Annotated in this window: 21 protein-coding genes; 4 read left to right on the top strand and 17 right to left on the bottom strand. The window is 57.3% G+C overall.

What is annotated here, in order from left to right; genetic code table 11:
* Positions 1-3 precede the first annotated feature (3 nt).
* The 4 genes from AC1RMD_RS10445 to AC1RMD_RS10430 all read left to right on the top strand — a co-directional run bounded on the left by AC1RMD_RS10445 (position 4) and on the right by AC1RMD_RS10430 (position 5,172).
* A complete protein-coding gene (locus AC1RMD_RS10445) occupies positions 4-228 on the top strand; it encodes a hypothetical protein (protein ID WP_492926307.1) in 225 nt (74 codons plus the stop codon).
* A gap of 2 nt (positions 229-230) precedes the next feature.
* Entirely contained in the window at positions 231-3,821 is a 3,591-nt protein-coding gene (locus tag AC1RMD_RS10440; RefSeq protein WP_492926305.1) for a zincin-like metallopeptidase domain-containing protein, read from the top strand.
* Positions 3,822-3,892: 71 nt separating this feature from the next.
* Positions 3,893-4,249, top strand: a complete 357-nt coding sequence (locus AC1RMD_RS10435; RefSeq protein WP_492926303.1) for a hypothetical protein — start codon at positions 3,893-3,895, stop codon at positions 4,247-4,249.
* 11 nt (positions 4,250-4,260) lie between these two features.
* Complete coding sequence (locus tag AC1RMD_RS10430) at positions 4,261-5,172, top strand: BTB/POZ domain-containing protein (RefSeq protein ID WP_492926301.1); 912 nt, start codon at positions 4,261-4,263, stop codon at positions 5,170-5,172.
* Here AC1RMD_RS10430 and AC1RMD_RS10425 read toward each other — a convergent pair.
* The 17 genes from AC1RMD_RS10425 to AC1RMD_RS10345 form a co-directional block, all read right to left on the bottom strand.
* Positions 5,157-5,498 (bottom strand): hypothetical protein, encoded by a 342-nt coding sequence (locus AC1RMD_RS10425; RefSeq protein WP_492926299.1) that lies wholly within the window; start codon positions 5,496-5,498, stop codon positions 5,157-5,159. The two genes, AC1RMD_RS10430 and AC1RMD_RS10425, sit on opposite strands and share 16 nt — an antisense overlap.
* A 32-nt stretch (positions 5,499-5,530) precedes the next feature.
* A complete protein-coding gene (locus AC1RMD_RS10420) occupies positions 5,531-6,061 on the bottom strand; it encodes a hypothetical protein (protein ID WP_492926297.1) in 531 nt (176 codons plus the stop codon).
* A 4-nt stretch (positions 6,062-6,065) separates the two neighbouring features.
* A complete protein-coding gene (locus AC1RMD_RS10415; RefSeq protein ID WP_492926295.1) occupies positions 6,066-6,602 on the bottom strand; it encodes a lysozyme family protein in 537 nt (178 codons plus the stop codon).
* 45 nt (positions 6,603-6,647) lie between these two features.
* Positions 6,648-8,255: a P-type conjugative transfer protein TrbL gene (gene trbL / locus AC1RMD_RS10410; RefSeq protein ID WP_492926293.1), complete on the bottom strand. Its 1,608-nt coding sequence runs from the start codon at positions 8,253-8,255 to the stop codon at positions 6,648-6,650.
* 6 nt (positions 8,256-8,261) lie between these two features.
* Entirely contained in the window at positions 8,262-8,486 is a 225-nt protein-coding gene (trbK, locus tag AC1RMD_RS10405) for an entry exclusion lipoprotein TrbK (RefSeq protein ID WP_492926291.1), read from the bottom strand.
* 9 nt (positions 8,487-8,495) lie between these two features.
* Positions 8,496-9,260 (bottom strand): P-type conjugative transfer protein TrbJ, encoded by a 765-nt coding sequence (gene trbJ / locus AC1RMD_RS10400; RefSeq protein ID WP_492926289.1) that lies wholly within the window; start codon positions 9,258-9,260, stop codon positions 8,496-8,498.
* A gap of 51 nt (positions 9,261-9,311) precedes the next feature.
* Positions 9,312-10,697 carry a TrbI/VirB10 family protein gene (locus AC1RMD_RS10395; protein ID WP_492926287.1) on the bottom strand — a complete coding sequence of 462 codons (1,386 nt, stop codon included), beginning with the start codon at positions 10,695-10,697 and terminating at the stop codon, positions 9,312-9,314.
* A gap of 5 nt (positions 10,698-10,702) precedes the next feature.
* A complete protein-coding gene (locus tag AC1RMD_RS10390; RefSeq protein WP_492926285.1) occupies positions 10,703-11,191 on the bottom strand; it encodes a conjugal transfer protein TrbH in 489 nt (162 codons plus the stop codon).
* Positions 11,192-11,193: 2 nt separating this feature from the next.
* Complete coding sequence (trbG, locus tag AC1RMD_RS10385) at positions 11,194-12,090, bottom strand: P-type conjugative transfer protein TrbG (RefSeq protein ID WP_492926283.1); 897 nt, start codon at positions 12,088-12,090, stop codon at positions 11,194-11,196.
* A 12-nt stretch (positions 12,091-12,102) separates the two neighbouring features.
* Positions 12,103-12,852 (bottom strand): conjugal transfer protein TrbF, encoded by a 750-nt coding sequence (locus tag AC1RMD_RS10380; protein ID WP_492926281.1) that lies wholly within the window; start codon positions 12,850-12,852, stop codon positions 12,103-12,105.
* Positions 12,849-15,386 (bottom strand): VirB4 family type IV secretion/conjugal transfer ATPase, encoded by a 2,538-nt coding sequence (locus tag AC1RMD_RS10375; protein ID WP_492926279.1) that lies wholly within the window; start codon positions 15,384-15,386, stop codon positions 12,849-12,851. Before AC1RMD_RS10375 ends, AC1RMD_RS10380 begins: the two co-directional genes overlap by 4 nt.
* A complete protein-coding gene (locus AC1RMD_RS10370; RefSeq protein ID WP_492926277.1) occupies positions 15,383-15,694 on the bottom strand; it encodes a conjugal transfer protein TrbD in 312 nt (103 codons plus the stop codon). Before AC1RMD_RS10370 ends, AC1RMD_RS10375 begins: the two co-directional genes overlap by 4 nt.
* 2 nt (positions 15,695-15,696) lie before the next feature.
* Positions 15,697-16,125 (bottom strand): conjugal transfer system pilin TrbC, encoded by a 429-nt coding sequence (gene trbC, locus AC1RMD_RS10365; protein WP_492926275.1) that lies wholly within the window; start codon positions 16,123-16,125, stop codon positions 15,697-15,699.
* A gap of 13 nt (positions 16,126-16,138) precedes the next feature.
* A complete protein-coding gene (gene trbB, locus AC1RMD_RS10360) occupies positions 16,139-17,098 on the bottom strand; it encodes a P-type conjugative transfer ATPase TrbB (protein ID WP_492926273.1) in 960 nt (319 codons plus the stop codon).
* A 134-nt stretch (positions 17,099-17,232) separates the two neighbouring features.
* Complete coding sequence (locus AC1RMD_RS10355; protein ID WP_492926271.1) at positions 17,233-17,604, bottom strand: transcriptional regulator; 372 nt, start codon at positions 17,602-17,604, stop codon at positions 17,233-17,235.
* Between the two features lie 418 nt (positions 17,605-18,022).
* Entirely contained in the window at positions 18,023-18,637 is a 615-nt protein-coding gene (locus AC1RMD_RS10350) for a hypothetical protein (RefSeq protein WP_492926269.1), read from the bottom strand.
* A 567-nt stretch (positions 18,638-19,204) separates the two neighbouring features.
* Positions 19,205-19,336, bottom strand: coding sequence for a hypothetical protein (locus tag AC1RMD_RS10345; protein WP_492926267.1), 132 nt, complete (start codon positions 19,334-19,336; stop codon positions 19,205-19,207).
* Positions 19,337-19,783: the final 447 nt, after the last annotated feature.

Genomic DNA, 19,783 nt, shown 5'->3' with positions numbered 1-19,783 from the left:
CGCATGAATGCATCGAACAAGGCTGGTGCGGCCGGCGCCGATCCGGTGACGGAGGCGGTACTAAACGAAAAGCTGGCGGATGCGCAGACGCCCGGCTTCTGGACTGAATTTGCGCCTGACGAAGCCGAACTGGCGGGCGCATTCGAGGAAGCCGCGCTGGGAGAGAGCGATGCGGCGGCAAGCGATATCGACTTGCCTTCGCTGCATGAGAGCGATGTGAGGGAGTGAACATGAACGAAATGACCAAGTCATTTGTGGAGACAGTGGCGGAGCGGTTGATCGAGCAGCTGAAGGAAGGCGTCGCCCCGTGGCAGAAACCGTGGCAGCCCGGCGAGGCGGGAGCATCGATGCCGACCAACCCGGTCACGGGAAACCGCTACAAAGGCATCAACGCGCTGCATTTGATGAGCCAGGACCATAGCGACCAACGCTGGATGACCTACAAGCAGGCGGCATCGATTGGCGCCCAGGTGCGCAAGGGCGAAAAAGGCACACCGATCCAGTACTGGAAGTTCACCGAAGAGCAGACCCAGACCGACGCGAACGACAAGCCGTTATTGGATAACGACGGCAAGGCCGTCAAGCATACGGTGAGACTGGAACGCCCGGCGCTGTTCATGGCGACCGTGTTCAATGCGGAGCAGATCGATGGCCTGCCCCCGCAACAGCCGCGCAAGGAACAGGGCTGGAGCGCCAGCGAGCGCGCCGACGGTATCCTGCGTGCGACCGGCGCCTCGATCCAACATGGGGAGCAGGATCGCGCATTTTATCGGCCTGCCACCGACACCATTCATTTGCCGAGCAAGGAGCAGTTCGACAGCGCGGATCGTTACTACGCCACCGCGTTGCACGAATTGGGTCACTGGACCGGCCACCAGTCCCGCCTCGATCGGGATCTGGTGCATCCGTTTGGCAGCGAAGGCTATGCGCGCGAGGAGCTGCGGGCCGAGATCGCGAGCATGATCATCGGTGACGAATTGGGGATAGGCCACGACCCCAAGCAACACGCGGCCTACGTGGGATCGTGGATCAAGGCCATCAAGGATGATCCGCTGGAGATATTCCGCGCTGCGGCAGATGCCGAGAAAATCCAGGACTACGTCCTGGGGCTGGAACGCAAGCAGCTGCAGGAGCACAGCGACGCGCAGAAGGTGGCGGACTTCATTTCGACGAACCAGGGCCTCGCGCCCGGCCAGGTTGTCCAAAACACGCTGAACGCCGAACCGGAATTGAAAAGCATCCTGGCCGATGAAGCGAAGATGGATGCGCTGGACGCCAGGGTCAACGCTCTGCTGCAGGGCGTCAACCGATCGTACATCGATGAAACCAGGGCGGTCATCGCATCGACACTGGCGAAAGTCGATGATGGCGATACCGCTGTGGATTCGGAGTCGTTGCGGGCTGCCTACCCGGCGTTGCCCGATTCCGATATCGACGACGCCCAGATGGTCGCTGACTTTATCGCAGCCAACAGGACGCTGCATCCGGAGGCCGTATCGACCAACACGCAGACTGCGCCGCCGGCCTTGAAAGCGATACTGGCCGATGACATGCGGCTAAAGGCGCTCGACACGTGTGTCAATCAACTGCTGCACAACCTCAATCAGGCGTCCATCGACGAAATTCAGGTGATTGTCGCATCGACGCTGGGGCGCGGCGATGTCCACCAGCGCGCTGCGCGAACGACAGCGCACGCATCGCTCGCCGGGACGGAGGACGATGATGCCGGTGGTCAGGATGATCCGGAGGTGAACATGCAAGCAGGGAAAGCGCAGCGATCGGGCGTGTTGGCGGCGCAGCCTGTTGTTGCGATGACGACGGCTAATCCTGATGCGTTGCGGCTGACCGACGGCGAGGCCGCCGTGGCGCTTGCCCGCCAAGGCGGTGTTGGTGAAGCAGCGGAGTTTGAGACCGCCGCAAAGCGGGAGTTCGGCTTTGCGTTGCCGCTGGACTGGAATGGGCGTCTGCTAGTGCACGAACATGCATCTATCGACGGTTCTGGAGGCTCCAGCGCGACCGATGCCGAGATGCCTTCGTGGAGCCTCTTCGCCCAGCGAACCGGCGGAGAAGAGCAGTGGCTTGCCGACGCGGCGTCGCAGGTCGAGGCGAATCGGCTCGTGGAGCGCCTCGGCCTGATCGATGCGCACTCGGAAGAGAATGAACATGAGAAGGCCGCAAAGCTGGCCCGCATCCGCGAGGAGGTGGTCAAGCGTGATCCGCAGAGCACCGACGAAGATATCGCGGCCGCACGCGAGGCGCGCAAGGATGCGGAGTTCAACGCGACCCGGAACGACGCCGACTTGCTGCGCCGGATCGCGGAGCAAGAGCGGTCACGGTCGACGGTCATGCAGGGGCAGCTGGCCGGCCAGCAGACGCCGTCCGGGGCGCCGGCGTATCTTGCCGTCGCCTACCAGGACAAGGACGAGGTCAAAGCGCTTGGCGCGAAATGGGACCGTAAGGAGCAGGCGTGGTATGTGCCCCCGGGGGCTGATCCTGCGCCGTTCGAGAAATATGCCCGCCAAAGCCCCAAACAGGCGCAAGGCGGGCTCCAGGCCGAGGGGATGAAGCGTTCTTCGGGTGGTGAGGACGCGGCCCTGGCGGGCCGCATTTACCTCGCCGTGCCATATGGTGAGCGCAATGCCGCCAAGGCTGCGGGGGCGCGGTGGGACAAGGCTGCCAAGTCCTGGTATGCGGGACAGGTTGCTGATATGGGTAAGTTGGGGCGATGGAAGGCCGAAAAGGTGGCCGCCGAGCAGAGCCCCGCCATGACGCCGCGCGATGAATTTGCCGACGCGCTCAGGGCGGTCGGATGCATGGTGAGCGGTGAACATCCGATCATGGACGGGCAAAAGCACCGGATCAGTGTCGCCGGCGAAAAGCACAGCGAGAAAACCGGATCAGGCTTTTATGTCGGACATCTCGATGGGCATCCAGCTGGCTACGTCAAGAACAACAAGACCGGCGTGGAGATGAATTGGAAGTCGAAAGGGTACACGCTTGATCCGGAACAGAAAGCCATGCTGCGGGCGCAGGCGGCGTCCCGGTTGCAGAACCGCAGCGAGGAGCAGGCGCGCCAGCACGCGCAGGCTGCCGACCGGATAGCGCGGCAGATGGCCGAACTGCTGCCCTTGTCGAAGCCGACGCCCTATTTGCAGGCCAAAGGGCTGGAGCCGACGCCGGGTGTGTTGACCGACCGTGCGGGAAAAACTACCTATGTCCCCGCCACGGATGCCGACGGCAAGCAGTGGACGATGCAGTACATCCAGGAAGACGGCACCAAGCGGTTCGCCAGGGACAGCCGCAAAACCGGATGCTTCCATGCCGTCGGAGGGATGGAGGCGCTGGCCAGCGCGCCCGCGCTGGTGATTGCGGAAGGTTACGCGACAGCTGCCAGCCTGGCGCATTCGCTGGGCCACGCCACAGTCGCGGCCTTCGATTCCGGCAACCTGCCTGCCGTTGCGCTGGCGCTGCATACGAAATTCCCTGACAAGCCGGTGGTGATCGCGGGCGACAACGACCAGCACCTGCAGGCCACCCAAGGTATCAATCCTGGCAAGAAGAAGGCACAGGAAGCGGCGCGGCTAACCAATGGCCTCGTGGTGCTGCCAATCTTCGCTCCCGGCGAGGTCCGGAAGAATCCCAAGGGCTTTACGGATTTCAACGACCTTGCCCATAAAAGCAGTCTGGGCGCGGAGGGCGTCGACCGACAGGTTCGACCTGTGGTCGCCGCTGCGGTGGAAAAACACCAGGTTGCGACTGAACGGCATTCGCAGGATCAGCGGCACACGTTGGGCCATCGTCACGCACTGAAGATCGGCTAAGTGACCCGGTGCGCGCCAAGCGAATTCGCACCAGGTCGAAGAAACCATGTATTTATTTCGAGGAGAAAATCATGCATCCGGTGATCCACAAAACCTTCGGGGGATTGACCCCTAGCTACTACGTTCGCCATCTATTCTTCGGCTGCATCTTTCTCAGCCTGTACCTGTTCGCCATTCTGAACGGGAATTCAATCAGCTTCGGAGGTGCGTTGTTAGCGTTCCTGAATACCTTTCTATATCCCTATGCGCGGTTCGCCTACGAAGGTGCTGTCGATTACATCGTCGGTAAGAACGTCTTTATCGTGCATGCGGGCTTGATGTTGCTCACCAAGGTCATTACGATGACCATGTGCTGGTTCCTGGCGATCTTCATTGCGCCGGCCGGGCTGGCGTACCTGTATTTTTATCATAGCCGCAGACTGCGTTAAAAGGCCCCTAGATGGAATCCGCGCTGAATCGAATCACGGGTGAGGTTGTCGATGCGGAGCAGTTGTGGTTGCTCGATGTGGTGGAGAAGGAAAATTACGTGTGCAGGGGATGCCGTGTCAAGGTACTGCCTGCCTCATTCCGGCCAACCAATCTGGTTCGCCCCTATTTCACACTGGGCAGCACGGGCGTCCATTTGCCTGAATGCGATGTCGATGGCGTACAGCGACTGATCCAGCAAGGTCGTCAGGAAAGGATGACTACAGCGCGCGCCGGCTTTCCCGCACCATATCCTTCGAGGTTGGTGTTGAAGGATTACCGTGAGGTCGTCGATGCGGAGAGCTCCGCCGGCGATGTTTCGCAACAAGGAAGGAGCGACGCATCAGAATCATCCTCGCGCAGCGCGCCGGGGATGCCAGGGAAGCGTGTCGTGGCGACCATACGTCACATTTGCCGTACCTTCGTCAATTTTCCGTACGATCGGGACTTGGAGTTGAGTGTACCTGGCGTCGAAGGTGCAAAGTATTACGCAGTCTTCAAGAAACTGAAGTGGGATGAGCTGCGACGGTATCCAGAGCCCAAGATCTTCTATGCCGCGATGCGTTGGGCTAAGCCGCTTGACGATGCAATGTGCCTAGAGTTCGGCCTGGATGCCGGCCAGCGGGAAGAGGGCAAGCTCGTCGTCGGCCATCGGGTGCGCATAGAATGGGCTGACTGGAGTGAGTCCAGGAAGGCTTATGTGCGGCGGGAGATGGTGGTGGCGCGGGAGGAGGCCAAACAGGCGTGCGAGGCGGGCCACAAACAGACGAAAGCCTTTGTCTTTTTTCTCGGCGTCCAGGATGCGGCTGATCCCGGACTTTTTCGCGTTTTTGACCACCGGCTGATCTGCTGTATCGTCGACGAAATTACCTATCCGAAATTCTGAGCGGCGAGACTGATCGCCGGTGCTGCTTGTTCCGCCATCGCCCGTTTCCATAATACTTTTTTTTCGGTTCCGAACGTGATGGCCGTGATCCTGTCCGGGATGGGGATATATAACTCGAACAGGCCGCTCTTTTCCGGACTGGTGAGCGTCATCGATATGAGAATATGGACGGAATGCTGGTCGGGATAGAGGTCCACGTGATCGGCGACGACCGAGCTGTGGAAGATCAGCCCTTTGATCCTCAGTAAACGGACTCCCCCGGCCTGCACTTCTTCGATATTGTGGAAGGCGACGTCGGCGTATTCGGCAAAGCCAATATGTTTCATGGCGATCCTCCTTTCTCATACAGTGTAGCGCTTCAATTGCGGCGCGAGCGGCTTTTTCGCAGCCCAGCCTGCTTGCTGGACTTGCTGGTGGCATTGCCCGTGTCAGCTGCCGTGCGTTTCTGGGGGACGCTCGTTTTGACGTGGGCGGCGAGGATGTCTCGTTGGTTCGCCTCGATGATAGATTTGGCCAGCCTGGCGGGCGTACTGACCAGCGCCGTTTGGTGGACGAGGTGCTCGCCGGTTGTCCGGGCCCAGGCTTCGGCCGCAAACATGGAGCACGGCGTGCGCAAGGTCCATGCTTGCTCCCCGCGCTGCCTGTAAGTCTCAATGATTTCGAATAGCCGTCGCTCCTGCTCGTGATCGATAACCCGACTACGTGTGGCGTTGGCTTGCAAGGTAGGCGGCTCTGCATTTTCCAGCAGGCCGTTGCCTTCGCCGGTGGGATTGTTTCCCCACGTCCCATAGGTCATCGACTGTCCATCGATCGGACAATACTCGATCCAGCTATGCCCGATACGAAGTGTGCCAGCGACGGCCGAATGGATTTTGAGTATGCCAGCCATGGCGTCAGAGTGTTGTGGCCGCCGTTATCATGCGGGGCGTGTAGTCGGGCGTTGCGCGGGCAGTGCCACCTATTGGGGCGGTGGCCGTCGTCGTCGCCGCTTTCTCCGATGGCGCGACTTTAGGTGCCAGGAGACATGATCTGGAGGTGCGACATTCCAGCCAATCAGCCCAACGCGCAGCCTTGGTGATGAGATCCAGGCGGTAGATGGCGTTGAAATGGGGTGTGCGTGAATGGTAGTTGGCCGCTCTCGTCCACAGGTCTCCTTGGTCGAACTGGAGATGTCGCCGCAGTCTCCATGCCGCTAAATAGTAGGCATAACATCCGCGAGCGGCCACCGCTTGCGCGGTGATCCCGTATCGGGCAAGCGTAGACAGGTAGGCCGTATTGAACTGCATCGGACCGACATCGCTCGTGCCGTTGGTGTTTCTGACCGAGAGTCCAGGGGTACCCGCTTCCTTCTCGGCGACCGCCAACATGAGGTTGGCAGGAATGTTGTAACGGGCGGCTGCGCCGACGCTACACAATACGCTTTCGCTCATCGGGAGTGGTGGATCTGCGGCGGACATGATGGCGGCCCTTGCACTCTAGGATTCCGGTGGATCGGACTCGTTGCTGTCCTTCTTGTCTCTGAACGCGGAGACTTCCGCCTTGGGATCGAAGTCCCCATTCTTTCCCGCCGAAAGAGTGTTGGTGCCGGAATTTTCCTTATCGCCGCCACTTTCCCGAATCGCCGCTGCGATCTTGCCGCCGATGGTCTTGGAGACACGGTCGTTTATCGAATTTTTTGCCACTTGGACCGCGCCGCCGACCAGGCTGCTCGCCGCGCCAGCTGCGATCCGCATCGCCTTGACCCCCGCGCCACGATTCGCGGCTTTTCCGCTTGCCGATGGTGTTGTACCTGCCTTGCCCGCGCCACCGCCACCATCACCGCCACCATGATCAGCACTGCCACCTCCAGTCGATTCTGCATTGCTAGATTGTTGGCTGCTCTGGTTTGTGGAGTTATTGGACGTAGAGCTGGAAGGAGAGGGCGCATCGTTGCCCATGGCCTGGGCGAATGAGCTTTCGCCTGTGCTGCCGCTTTGCGTCGTCGAACTTGACTGGCCAGGCATAAAGTCTTGCGACATACCGCTCGATTCGCTTTCCGCCGCGTTCCGTTTTGCGAACGCAGCCATGATCGCTTGTGCGCCGCCTGCCACGTTGGCAACGGCCCCAGCCAAAGCGGCACCAGCGGTGGACACGGCTGCAGCCCCCATCGCGGCTGCAGCCATTGCGGTACCTGCACTTGCCCCAGTCCCAAGCGCTCCCGTTCCGCCACCAGTTACCAGTCCCGCGAATAGTCCGGGAAGTTTGTTTATAAGGACGAGCAGTATGACGGCTACCACCATCACAGAGGCAAGCTCATGCAAGGTGAGGCCAGTGCTCATACGAGAATAGAAGGTGTCAATAAAGGTACGTCCTATGCCGACCAACAGGACCATGACAAGAATCTGCGCGCCCATGCCAAGTACAGTTTTGAAGTACGCGATTGCCATGTCTGACGTCCATCTGGAGCCGCCGAATCCCAAGAAGAAGATCCCTGCATAGGCCAAGATCCATCCGCTGATAAGTAGTAGCAACATGTTTACTGCTACCAGAGTGAGGACGAGCAGGATGATGAGGCTAATAGCTATTCCTACGGCACTCGTAAACGGGGACCAGACGGTCGCCTTGTCAGCCACTTTGCCAAAGATGTCAAACCCGATGTCCACGATGCCGCTGGGAGATGCGATGGCGGGTCCGGCTGGGTGGCCAGCTGCGGCGCTAGCGGCAGCTGCGGCATCGGCACCAATACTTCGTAGCGAACTGATTATGGCTGCCGCCATAGTTGCGCCATTGTCTAACAACCACCAGAAGAATCCAGTGAAGAGCGTGAATCTGATGAACTCGGCAAAAAATTCGCCGGCATCGGCAGTCCTGAGGGCCATAAGACCAAAAGTCCAGACCATGCTAATGAGTGCCAAAGTCCAAAACAATCGAGTGGCATGGGCCTTTATTACGGCTGCCCATGCGCTGGCAACCGAGGCATAAGCGAGATGAACATCATCGAAGATTCCGGCACTAGATATTTCTGCGCGGGCAGCGAAAGGAACGAAAAACAGCCCAAGGAGAATTAGACCTCCTGCCGATTTCGTGTGTATGGACGGTTTCATCGGACGTCACCAGGCTTTGGGCTTGCTAGGTTTGAAGGTATTCCGACGCGCGCAACGATCAATGAACTTGTTTCTTTGGATCTGGTTTGGAATTTTTGAAGCCAGGTCGGAGTCGCAATTCTTGTCGTTTATTTCGGGCAGGCTGGCATCGGAATCTGCGGAGTTGCATCCCGCAGCTGAAAGCAGAAGTGAGATGGCAGCGATGGCCAGGAAGAATTTTGAGCGTAGCATTTGGAACTCCTACCACGTCTTTGCGGGACTAGGACGATATAGATTTCTTAGCACAACGGCGTCTGCAGCACGAGCTTGCGCTTCCCGATCAGCTAGTCCTTGATATCGGGTTGCAATTACGTTCTGCTGGGCGATTAGCAGCGCTCGAATTTGCAGTAACTGGTTGGCCTGCTGGCTGGCCAATTGGTTCGCGTAGCCTACAGCTTGCATTTGGCCATTTGCGCCTTGGGCGGCACTCTGCAGACGTTGCAGTTGTCTCGCGTCGGCTTCCATCGAATCTTGTTGTTTGTCTAACGCTAATAAGAGCGCGTCAGTCGACCTCTTCTGAGCTTGCGACGCTAATTCTTGAGATTGACCGAGCGAGGCCCAATCACCGGCCGAGCAACCCGTCGCCGTGAAACATGGCGAGCCACGATAGCTGCCGGCATCCTTGAATTTTCCAAGGTAAGCATTGACGCTGCCGAGACTGGTTTTGTAGTACTGCAGCGTATCCAATGAAGCGCGAAGATCGCTCATCGTTCTGGTGGCCAGATCCCAGATGTACATGGGCGGTGCTGCTGTGTTTTGTAACATGTTCTGATACTGCTGTAGCTGGGTCTGGTACTGCTGAATTTGCTTTAGCGTGTGAGCGACATTCTCAATTGCCGTGACGGTGTTCTGCGATAAGTTGACCCCATCAATGACGGGTAGCACCGCGTTCGCAACGCCAGCCGGCACTAGCGCCGCAGCTACGATCAGATAGGAAAGCAATTCCTTGTGCGCATGGATGTTCATATCGGTACCTCCTAATAAAATTTTGGTGTGCCGGTTGTAGAAACTTAGCGGTCAGTAATCAAACGCCTTGTAGGGCTTGGAGAACGTTAAGTCTTTGATGACGACCACATTGAAGCGGTACCCCGGACGAATTTCCAAGGTCGGTGAAATTCCCATATTCTTGGAGATCATTTGCGCGGTGACCTGGCCGAGTTGTTGGCCGAGTGCCTCGCTCATTGCGCTCCTGGCGCTTTGACGATTGGAGTACAACGAATCCGGCTGACTTAGCGCGATGCCGGCCGTGACGCCGGACATGAGCAGCGCGGAGCCAAAGACGCGCAAGTAGTGGTTGTTGACCTGGTCGTGGAAGCCAGAATAGCCGGCACTGTCCGCACCTGGCATCGCGCCGATGTCGAGCGCTTTGCCATCTGGGAAGATAATGCGCTGCCAGGCGATCAGCACGCGCGCTTGCCCGTACGCGACTTCGCTGGAATATTGACCGATGAGGCGGGAACCTTGCGGTATCAATTTCCAGCGTCCTGTTGCAGTGTCGAATACGTCCTGGCTGACCTGCCCGATTACTTGTCCAGGGAGGTCTGAATTAATACCAGAAATGAGGATGGCAGGTAGCACAAAACTGGCTCTAATTTCGTAAGGTGAGCGGGGAGCTTGGACTTGCGAATTCAGGCGCCAGCGGTCCTGCTGCGAACCCGCGTCGAACTGACCATAGTTCTTGCCAGGCGCCGCCGCAATCTGTGTTCCTTGGTCCGCAAGCTCGGAAATTTGACCGCCTTTGCTTGCGCCGGTAGAAGCCACCAAGCCCGCTTGGCGAAGTTGTTGAAGTCGAGCCTGGTACATGGCTGTTGGATCATCGCTGCTCTGCGTGTCGCTCTGTTGTTGAGATTGTGCAGCGCGCGCGGTCGTCTCGTCTGGTGACGGCATAGCGCTTCCTCTCTGCGCGGAGCCTGCACTACGTGGCGCAACCGCTTGGACGGTCGTTTTCGCTTTGACGGCTTCCTCCAACATATGCATCTTTTCCATCGCGATAAGCGCCCGAGGATCTTGCTGTGGCTGTGGGGAGGGCGCCGGCACTGCACCAGGCGGAACTGGCGGCATTTCCAGCGCTTCGGGGCGAGCGGCAGATGCCGCGGCGGTAGGGGATGGGGGATCTGGTGGAATTGGCGGGGCCGCCTTTGCCGCAGGGATAATGCCATCCTTTTCCTGGCCGGCCAGCTCGGCAGCGAACATGCTCGCGCTGGTGGCTTTGGTCTCACTTGTATCTGCCGGCCGTTGTTGCTTCTCTGCGCGATCTGCTGCGACCAGCGCCATGATCAGCAGGAACCCCGCCAACAGTACGCACATGATGTAGATCGGAAGATTGTTCACCCGACGTACGCCGCTTTTATCGGTTGGCGATCCGGGTGACACATCCGGGGACATGTCCACAGCTTTGTCCATGATCGCTACTCCTTCCGCACCCAAGCACCGGCGGGATGAACGGTTTCGTTTTGCGGCACATAGGCTCGAGTGAGAGTCTGACTTCCCAGTATCAGTGTGACGCGGTACAGTTTCGGCGATGCGACTGCATCCAGAACATAGTTGAGCGGGATGTTCTTTGTGGCGTCGCTGACGCTGGCTGCTGATGTCGGCGCATCGGCGGTTGGTAGAGTTCCAACTGGAAGCTTTAACTCGTGCAGCGCGTATCCTTGAACGCGCAATAGTTCGACCAACTGCCTCCCGAAGCCGTCGGCTATGTCCTGTCTGAACTCGAGGCGGGTGTTTGCCGGGGGATACAGTAGCAACAACTGGCGAGTCGCGTCATCCGCCAGTAGTCGTTCTTGCGCTGGAGAGGCGTTCGTGACGAAGCTGCCGAAGGAGGTATCCACCTTGACGGTGCTGCTCGTGCATCCCGCGATGAAGACCACAAGGGCGATGGCGAGTTGGGCGCGCATAATTATTTCTCCCGAGTGATCGTGACGCGATCCTGACCGTTACCCACTCCGGCAATCAACAGTGCCTTGTCGAACACGGTATCGACTATGTACCTGTCACCCTGCACGCGGTAGTTCACCATGACCATCTCGGCATCGGTAAACCAGCCACCATCCTTGCGCACCACGAGCAGAGTAGGCGCTTCCGTCTGGGCCATAGCGGCAGGCATTTGAATGATGGTCTTGGTGCCGTCGTTGTAGACCCTTATCGGCTTCCACGTCGCGTTGCCAGCCACGTCATAGGCGAAATTAAGATCGCCCAGATATTCGCCGGTCTGCGGTATCGTGCGTTCTTGCTTTTCCTTGACTTCGTGGGTCTTGATCGCGCTCCACTTTGCCAGCGCGTCCTCGGTGTACGTAAAGGCGACCCGCGACATGAACTCCGTGCGGTGCGAGCGCAAACGAAAATGATAGGTACGGCGATTGGTTGTGACGATTAGTGACGTTTCAAGACCAATGTCCATGGGTTTGATGATCAGGTGCTGCACTTCCGCAGCGCCGTTGCCGGTGATCGCCGGCTCCACGATCCAGCGGGCGGTATCGCCGAGGTGTATGGAGTTGACCTGTTCGCCCGCTTGCAACTCCACGTCGCAAACCTGAAGGACGGCGCAGACGATGCTGGGCTGTTGTGCTCCGTACAGGTAGCGGATGGTACCGTCGGTGCCGATGGCTGGCTTTATGCCGGTGGGGCTGGCGCCGCGCCACTGCTGTGAAGCGTCCAATGCGTCACGCTCCTGCTGCGTCAGCGCCAGATTTTTTCCAGAGAAGTATAAATCGGCGAGCTTCTTGTCTGTCGGTTCCGCTGCCGTCGCGAATGCGCAGGCCAGGCTGGCCAAGAATAGCGTTATGCGTGTCTTCATTTTTTGAACTCCTTACAACTGCCTGGACCACGAGTAGTCACGGACATAGATGCTGAGTGGGTTGTTCCGCAGTTGCTCTTCTGTGGTCTGCGGCGTAGTAGGGGATATGTAGACGGTCAATAGCGCACGCATACGGAATGGTTTGCCTTTCAAGGTTCCCTGGCGATCACGTACAGTCTCGATCCAGTCGACTTGCCAGGTGTCTGTGGTCTGAGGGAGAACTGAAGCAATATCAACGCTTACGGTCTCGTTCGCAGCGCGTTTGAATGGGCTGCTGTCGTCGGTGCCGTTTAGCCATTCATTTGTTTTGGCCGTCGCTGGATCACGCGCAGATAGCATGGAGTAAAGACGAAAAACGGCCTTGCGCTGTAGCGAAATATCAGGCGTCACTAACCTGGCATCGCTGACAAAGGACGCCACTGCCGCCCGAACTACGCGTTCGTTCAATGCTGGTGTTTGCTGAGCGGGTGCGACGGCAACGGGTTGTCCCAGCTTGTCTACTTCCACGACGTAGGGGACGAACTTTGACTGGCTGCCGATATGAATAATTCCACCTACGCTGGCTAATGCAACCAGTAGTGAAAGTATGGCCTGTAGCTGCCAGTTGCGGCGTGAAGCGACGATGCTACCCACATGGTCGTTCCATGTGCGGCGCGCCGACAGGTAAGGGTTGTCGTTTTCCCCTGATCTGCGGCCACCCTCGATAAATGTAGATGCGCCGGAGACGTTTTTGCGAAGCCGGAATTTTGAAAAGAGATTCATAGTTTTACTCCATACTCCTGAAGGCTGAGGCCTCGGTCAGCCAGCCATTCATCTATCCAAAGATCGCCGTGTTTAGCCTCAAGCGCTTTGATGGCTGCAATTGACTCCTTGTCCGTGGCGCCGATGAACGCTAGAGCAAGTGGGCCGAGTGCCAACTCGTAAATGCGGCGACCCTGTTCTGACACGAAGTAGTACTGCTGTTTGGGGATTGCCGATGCGATGATGTCGATCTGGCGGTTGTTTAGACCCATGCGGCGGTAGAGTGCTGCGGTGTCTTCGTCTCGCGCGTAAATATTCGGCAGGAAGATCTTGGTGGCCGTTGACTCGGCTATGACGTCCAGGATGCCGGAGTTCGCGGCGTCTGACACATTATGGGTCGCCAGAAGGACCAGGCAATTGGCCTTGGCGAGGGTCTTAAGCCATGCGCGTATTTTGCTTCTGAATGCTGGGTGGCCAAGCATCAGCCAGGCCTCGTCCAGAATGATCGCTGCAGGCTGTCCTTTCAGGCTGCGTTCTATCCTGCGGAATAGATAGAGGAGAACTGGCAACGCATATTTTTCGCCAAGGTTCATCAACTCTTCGATCTCGAATACAGTGAAATCGCTCAACTCCAAGCCATCTTCCTCGGCGTCGAGCAGGTAACCCATGCTGCCGTCGACCGTGTACTGCCGAATGGCTTCGCGGATGGTCTCGTCCTGGATCGTCACTGAGAATTCGGATAGTGTCCTGGCGCCGCTGGCGTACATGCTCATTACCGCCTCGCCGATTTCGTTCCGCTGGGCGGGCGTTGTCTCGACGTTATTCAGAACCAGAATTGTGTCGATCCACTCCATGGCCCACGCGCGGTCGCTCTTGGTCGCGAGGAATTGGAGTGGGCAGAACGAAAGTCTATCGTCGTCGCCAGCGACGGTGAAGTGCTTGGCTCTGATGGCCTTGGTGAGCGGATAGATCGACATGCCTTTGTCGAAGACATAGATCGTCATCCCGAGGTATCGGCGCAGTTGGGTGGCTATCAGACCAAGGTGCGTCGACTTCCCGCTACGAGTAGGCCCGAACATCAAGGTATGACCAAGGTCACGCACGTGGAGATTAAACCTGAACGGCGTCGCACCTTGCGTGACGCACTGCATAAGAGCAGGCGCGTTTGGTGGGTAAAGCGGGCAGGGTGCGTGATCCAGGCCTACCCAGATTGAGCTTGTCGGAAGCAGGTCTGCCAGATTCAAAGTATTGAGCAGTGGTCGACGCACATTCTCTACACCGTGACCGGGGAGACTCCCCAGATAGGCATCCATGGTATTGATCGTTTCCACCCGCGCGGCGAAGCCAAGCCGGTTGATCGCCTTCTCCACTTGACGAGAGGCGGCGGCGATGCGTTCCCTGTCTTCGTCCATCAGGACTATCACGCTAGTGTAGTAGCCTACCGCTACGAGCCCGCTATTGACCTCGGCGATCGCGGATTCGGCATCGGCGACCATTGAAACCGCATCCTGGTCTATCGGGCCAGTGTGAGTGTTGAAGACCTGATCAAAGAAGCCTCTTATCTTCTGGCGCCATTTTTTTCTAAACTTGTCCAGATGGGCTACGGCTTCGTGCGAGTCTAGGAAAATGAAACGGGACGACCAGCGGTATTCGCAGGCCAATTCGCCGAGCGCCGTGAGCATGCCCGGCGTTGACTCCAACGGAAAGCCTTCGATGGCCACGATCTGAATGAATTTCCGCCCGATCTTTGGTACGACACCCGGCCGCAGTTCTTGTCCTCCGAGGATCGCATCCAGATACATCGGATTGGTTGGCAGTTGCACAGGATGGTTTAAGCCTGTAACGCAGAATTGGAGCCATCTCAGAAAGTCATCGTGCGTGACTGTCGATCCGTCCTCGTTCGTAACAGCGTTGCCCATCAGCCGTTCCAGTTTCAGGGCAGAGGAGAGGCGTGACTGAATGGTGATGCATTCGCGCTGGAAGTAATCAATCAGTGCATGCGTGCGCGCCTTGTGGTCAGGCGCGCTGGCTTCATCATCAAACATCATTTCGACGAAACGGCTTTGCGCAAGGAGCGGCGGGAAGTATGTGAGCGTCAGTACGAAATAGCCTTCGTACATGGCGCCGAGTTTTTCAAAGAGGCGGCGGCGCTCTTCGTCGATCGCGGCGGACACAGGATCTGGGAATTGCGACAGACCAGGTTCCGCATACCCTGGCGCGGCACGGCGAACCGCGTCCACATGAATCATCCATCCGCTTCCAAGGTTGGACAGCGCCTGATTGATGCGGAGCGATGTCCTTTCCCTGTATTCGTCGGTACTGCTTGCGTTGTCCTCTCCCTTGTAGGCCCACGCGGCCATGAACGAACCGTTCTTACCCACGATGACCCCATCCGCCACCTCGGCCGCGTAGATCAGCAGGTCGGCCAATGCCGGGCCGGTCGAGCGGTGTTTTTTGAGCAGAGCCTCTGCGTTGACGGATCGGATGCGGCCATACAGAATGGCCAGCATCGCGCTGCCGAGGGCGGAGATTCCCATCGTAAGTTGCTCGATCATTTGTATTGCCTCCCCTGACTACTGGAGTTCAAACGGAATGGAGTGCTGCGGGCTGGATATAACCGCACATATCGCCGGTGCCGCAAATACACTTGCCGCATCTTTGGATCGTGCTTTGCCATGAGGCGGCACGCATGCAAGGTGCTAAACCACAGCGTGAGACCGAAGATAGTGGCCCGCAGCTCTTGTGCGCTGAAGATCAACGCAAAGGCCAGCAGGCCGGCAAACATCACCAGTTCACGGTCGCCACCCATGAACAGGTTGTGGCGGTTGCCGGCGCGCCGGATCGGTATCGTACGCAAGGCCATGATCAGGCATTCCGGTAGTCCGCGATACTCGCCGAGATGTTCATGCCGTCAGGCGTGCGATGATCCAGCATCGCTACAACGGCACCACGGGCAAAGAATGTGCTCATCACGTTTTGCGCACCGACGATCAACGCCATGACGAGTACCAAGAAAATCAGCGTGCGGAAGAAACCATTCAGATCGCCGCCGAAGATCAGCACACCGCCAGCGATGACGATGCCGACGATGGACAAGGTAAAGGCCACTGGACCCGTGACCGAGTTCCGGAGGTTTTCCAGCCAACTTTCGTAGGGTAGGGAACCGCCGGTGCCAACGCTGGCGGACGCGTTCAATGGAAGGAGCAATATCAATATGAGAGCGAGCAGTAAAATTGCTAGGGATGCTGCACTTTGCTCACGCGGTGCGGAATAGCGATGGAACAGCTGATTCATGATCAATGTCTCCTTAAAGTTTGTTGGTGATGTACTGGCCATTCGCGTAGCCCGATACGGCCAGCACTTCCTGGACGGATCGGCCTTCCGGAGTCCTGGATATATGGACGACAAGGTGGACGACCTCTCCAATAAGCGACTCGATGTCGGTTGGCGCGGATTCATTGCGGGTAATGAGCGACTTCAAACGGATCAGACCTGCAGCCGGATTGTTTGCATGCAGAGTCGCTGCACCGCCTTCATGGCCGGTGTTCCACGCATCGAGCAAATCAAGTGCCTCCGGTCCGCGAACCTCGCCCACCAAAATGCGGTCTGGTCGCATGCGGAGGGTGGTGCGGAGTAGGGTAGTCATCGTCACGTCGGACGTCGTGTGGTACTGCACGAAATTCTCTGCGCTGCATTGAATCTCGCCCGTATCCTCGATGATGAATATGCGCTCTGAGGGATCGAAGGACACCATCTCGTTGATGATGGCGTTGACCAGAGTAGTCTTGCCCGAACCAGTGCCGCCGACGACGAGAATATTCCGGTGGTCGGCGATCGCCTGCCGAATGGCGGAGCGATGAGTGGGCGACAGGATGCCGTTTGCCACATACTGCTCTAGCGTGAAGATGGAGATAGCTTTCCTGCGTATAGCGAACGTTGGAGAAGAGACGATCGGTGGGAGTTGACCCGCAAAGCGCGAGCCATCCAATGGCAGTTCGCCTTCCAGTGTTGGTCGGCCACGGGTGATTTCTTTTCCGTGGTATCCGGCCACCGTCTTGATGATGGCCTCCGCTTGCGCTATACGTAGCGTGCCAATGCAGGTCATGCATTCGCCTAGTCGCTCTTGCCAAAGGCGCCCGTCGGCATTGAGCATGACTTCGACAGTTTTGGGATCGTGGAGTGCAGCCAGAAGCAGCGGCCCCATGTCGCGTTCGAGCTTTTTCTTAGCCCGATCCTTTAGCGTCGAGAAATCTTCTGCATCAGCCATGATCGATATACCTTTGCTGTGTGAACGTGATGTCACACAATCAAAGGCTATATCGTAAAAATCTCAGCGGTTTGACCCTGCACAAATGTTATGGCCATTTCAGAGTTTTAGGCATGGCCGCGAGCAATAAGCGTTTACTTTTTTGGTGGTTGGGCAATCAGTTTCCGATTGGCTTGGTCCCACTGCTGTACCGTGAATGCTTGGTACTCTGTAAGGATGGCCGAAGCTCTGATGTAGCCGGCTGGTAGGGATGCCGAAGGTAGATTGGTTGAAAGGATTGAAATCGATTGTCGATCCAGGTCGGTCGTTTCAAGCAATGCAGGCAAGGGTTCATTCAGTGCCTTTGCAATCGCTTCCATAATTTTTAGCGATGGGTTGGCTTTGCCGTTTGTTAGGTCAGACAGGAATGATATTGATATTCCAGCCTGATCAGCCAATTCGTATTTTGTGATTGCGCGCTCATCCAGCAATCTGAGTACGTTGGTAAAAAATATTAGACTGTACACGTGCTCTTTCCGATCGTTTAGCGGCTAAAAGGTTGGTGGCAGTTTAAGACTAACATGCCTCACGACCGAATTCTCGGCTCCAGAATCTCGATAAAATCCAAGTGGATCATCTTCATACTATACCGATGCTGGCCGGATACGCTAGTACCGGCGGGGCCGCGCTCTGGCTTGCCGTGCTCGCCGGCACGATGGTGGTCATCGTTTTATCGCCGCCGGCAGTTTCGGCACATGACGGCCAGGCTGAATTGCCAACTGCCGATACTAGAACGTCGATCTTTTTCAGAAAACAAGGAGAGCGGCTTATACCTTGTCAAGGATTGCGGTACGCTATGCCGGCGTGTTTACGTCATTGTAAAGACGAAAAAAAGCCGCCTGGATGTCGGGCGGCGGATAGTCGGGGGCGGGAGACCGACCTACCTTAAGACGGATAGTCCGCAACTAGATACGGCAGCAGGAACTCGTCGCGCTCCGCGATCTCCTCCGGCGTCAGGTGACGGGATGGCGGCAACTGTCCGGCTAGCTCGCACTTGATGGTCGCGGCGATATGCGCCTCCATCTTGGACACAACCGCCTGCGCGATCTGGTCGGCGGCGGTGCCGCTGTAATCGAACAGGCTGCCGGACCAGCGCCCTTTTATGAGCCGAAAACTCAGCACAGCGCGTGACCGTTTTTTGCTGGCGACATGCTTGCTGTTTTCGACCACGCGATGGAAGTGGAAATTGTCAACCCGGTAGGGCTCGGCGCCACTTTTTTCGTCAATAAACTCCGGCAAAACGAAGATAATCTGGTGCAGTTGCCCCGCACTCATCCCTGTTGGCGGCGTCACGGTGATACTGAGGTTGCCAATGTGCTCCGGGAATTTCGAACGACCGGGGACTTTAGGGGTGAAATCGGCAACGACTTGGAAGCCGGTCATGTCGACCTCGCCGTGGTCGGTAACCGACCTCACGACTAGATGGCGTATCGCCTCCGCCGTAAACAAGCCTGCGGCGCTCATGATGCGCTCGTAGCTCTGTAATTCGTTCTTGTCCATCCGCAAGCTGACCACGCTAAGTGGTGATGAGCTTTCCTCTCTTTTTGGCATATCGTGTCCAATCCTTTGAAATTTATAAAAACGAAATAAAAGCTAAAGCGGTAACGTCAATGACGGTTCTGCTTACTGATCGCATGCCAAGCCACCACGCGAACCGCGACGAAGACCGATGACGCCAGGTGCACCTCAATCGTCAAGAGCCATTGGTCCGTCGGTACTTCAATCAGAATACACTAAAAAGTCCATGTGTGCTTGTGTACTTTTTTTAAGAACGATAAGTATTACTTTTAGTTTATTTCTGACGGATGTCGGATGTCGGATGATGGCCGTGAATGGGCGGAAGTGTTTTGCGCACTTGGGCCACTTCGACCCTGGATTGTTTTTTTGAGGCGCCATACCCGGGATTGCTCCCACGCTTTGCTATCTCACTGGTACCGTTTGTCGGAAGGTTTTCCTTCCGCTGTGCCCGGTCGCTGACGGCCGCTGGAGTGAACGCCACTTTTTTTGCCAGGTAAATCCCGCGCATGACGCTACATTGCGCACCGATCGCAAGGCGACACGTGCTGCTCACTTCCTTACTGCGGCTAGGGCGAGCAAGAACATCATCAGCGTGCACGTCGGCCAGGGATTCGCCTTCATCGCCGCCAGCAATTTCGGTACATGGCCAATCAGTTTGGCCAGCCATTTGAGATCGTTCATCGTCAATCCTTTCCCGATCATCACAAGAGAAGGCACGCGCCCTCCCTAGCATTCTGTGTGGCGCCATCCAGTAGCGGCGGCCTACACCGGCAATTCCTCGCCGTTTTCGCACAAGCATCATTACGCCGCCGATCGCTCATCATCGTTGGCACAACAAAATAGAAGCCGGTGTTTCCTAGTTGTCCTAGTGTGCTGCCCAAGTCAAGTTGCTGCGGCGGCGCCCACCATCACGACGCCTTTTTTGGCGCTCCATCTTCTTGTGGGTTTTCCGCCGCGTGCCGGAATGGTTGGGAGGATTGTCGTTGCCTCTGACAGGTGCGGTTGCAAAACCTGCGGCGATCAGTCCCAAGTGCCCCGGTCGCGGGCCGGAGTCCCTGAACTTGGCGCCCTTGTCAAAAAGACGGGCCAATCGCGCCAAAACGGAAATGCACTAAATGATGCATTGAC

The organism is Duganella sp. GW822-FHT06D06 (assembly GCF_058799615.1).
This window is presented reverse-complemented; position numbering and strand designations above follow the sequence as displayed.

Excerpts from the sequence above, each read along its gene's own strand:
- AC1RMD_RS10445 (WP_492926307.1), top strand. The coding sequence starts at position 4 with ATGAATGCATCGAACAAGGCTGGTGCGGCCGGCGCCGATCCGGTGACG.
- AC1RMD_RS10440 (WP_492926305.1), top strand. The coding sequence starts at position 231 with ATGAACGAAATGACCAAGTCATTTGTGGAGACAGTGGCGGAGCGGTTG.
- AC1RMD_RS10435 (WP_492926303.1), top strand. The coding sequence starts at position 3,893 with ATGCATCCGGTGATCCACAAAACCTTCGGGGGATTGACCCCTAGCTAC.
- AC1RMD_RS10430 (WP_492926301.1), top strand. The coding sequence starts at position 4,261 with ATGGAATCCGCGCTGAATCGAATCACGGGTGAGGTTGTCGATGCGGAG.
- AC1RMD_RS10425 (WP_492926299.1), bottom strand. The coding sequence starts at position 5,498 with ATGAAACATATTGGCTTTGCCGAATACGCCGACGTCGCCTTCCACAAT.
- AC1RMD_RS10420 (WP_492926297.1), bottom strand. The coding sequence starts at position 6,061 with ATGGCTGGCATACTCAAAATCCATTCGGCCGTCGCTGGCACACTTCGT.
- AC1RMD_RS10415 (WP_492926295.1), bottom strand. The coding sequence starts at position 6,602 with ATGAGCGAAAGCGTATTGTGTAGCGTCGGCGCAGCCGCCCGTTACAAC.
- trbL (WP_492926293.1), bottom strand. The coding sequence starts at position 8,255 with ATGAAACCGTCCATACACACGAAATCGGCAGGAGGTCTAATTCTCCTT.
- trbK (WP_492926291.1), bottom strand. The coding sequence starts at position 8,486 with ATGCTACGCTCAAAATTCTTCCTGGCCATCGCTGCCATCTCACTTCTG.
- trbJ (WP_492926289.1), bottom strand. The coding sequence starts at position 9,260 with ATGAACATCCATGCGCACAAGGAATTGCTTTCCTATCTGATCGTAGCT.
- AC1RMD_RS10395 (WP_492926287.1), bottom strand. The coding sequence starts at position 10,697 with ATGGACAAAGCTGTGGACATGTCCCCGGATGTGTCACCCGGATCGCCA.
- AC1RMD_RS10390 (WP_492926285.1), bottom strand. The coding sequence starts at position 11,191 with ATGCGCGCCCAACTCGCCATCGCCCTTGTGGTCTTCATCGCGGGATGC.
- trbG (WP_492926283.1), bottom strand. The coding sequence starts at position 12,090 with ATGAAGACACGCATAACGCTATTCTTGGCCAGCCTGGCCTGCGCATTC.
- AC1RMD_RS10380 (WP_492926281.1), bottom strand. The coding sequence starts at position 12,852 with ATGAATCTCTTTTCAAAATTCCGGCTTCGCAAAAACGTCTCCGGCGCA.
- AC1RMD_RS10375 (WP_492926279.1), bottom strand. The coding sequence starts at position 15,386 with ATGATCGAGCAACTTACGATGGGAATCTCCGCCCTCGGCAGCGCGATG.
- AC1RMD_RS10370 (WP_492926277.1), bottom strand. The coding sequence starts at position 15,694 with ATGGCCTTGCGTACGATACCGATCCGGCGCGCCGGCAACCGCCACAAC.
- trbC (WP_492926275.1), bottom strand. The coding sequence starts at position 16,125 with ATGAATCAGCTGTTCCATCGCTATTCCGCACCGCGTGAGCAAAGTGCA.
- trbB (WP_492926273.1), bottom strand. The coding sequence starts at position 17,098 with ATGGCTGATGCAGAAGATTTCTCGACGCTAAAGGATCGGGCTAAGAAA.
- AC1RMD_RS10350 (WP_492926269.1), bottom strand. The coding sequence starts at position 18,637 with ATGGACAAGAACGAATTACAGAGCTACGAGCGCATCATGAGCGCCGCA.
- AC1RMD_RS10345 (WP_492926267.1), bottom strand. The coding sequence starts at position 19,336 with ATGAACGATCTCAAATGGCTGGCCAAACTGATTGGCCATGTACCGAAA.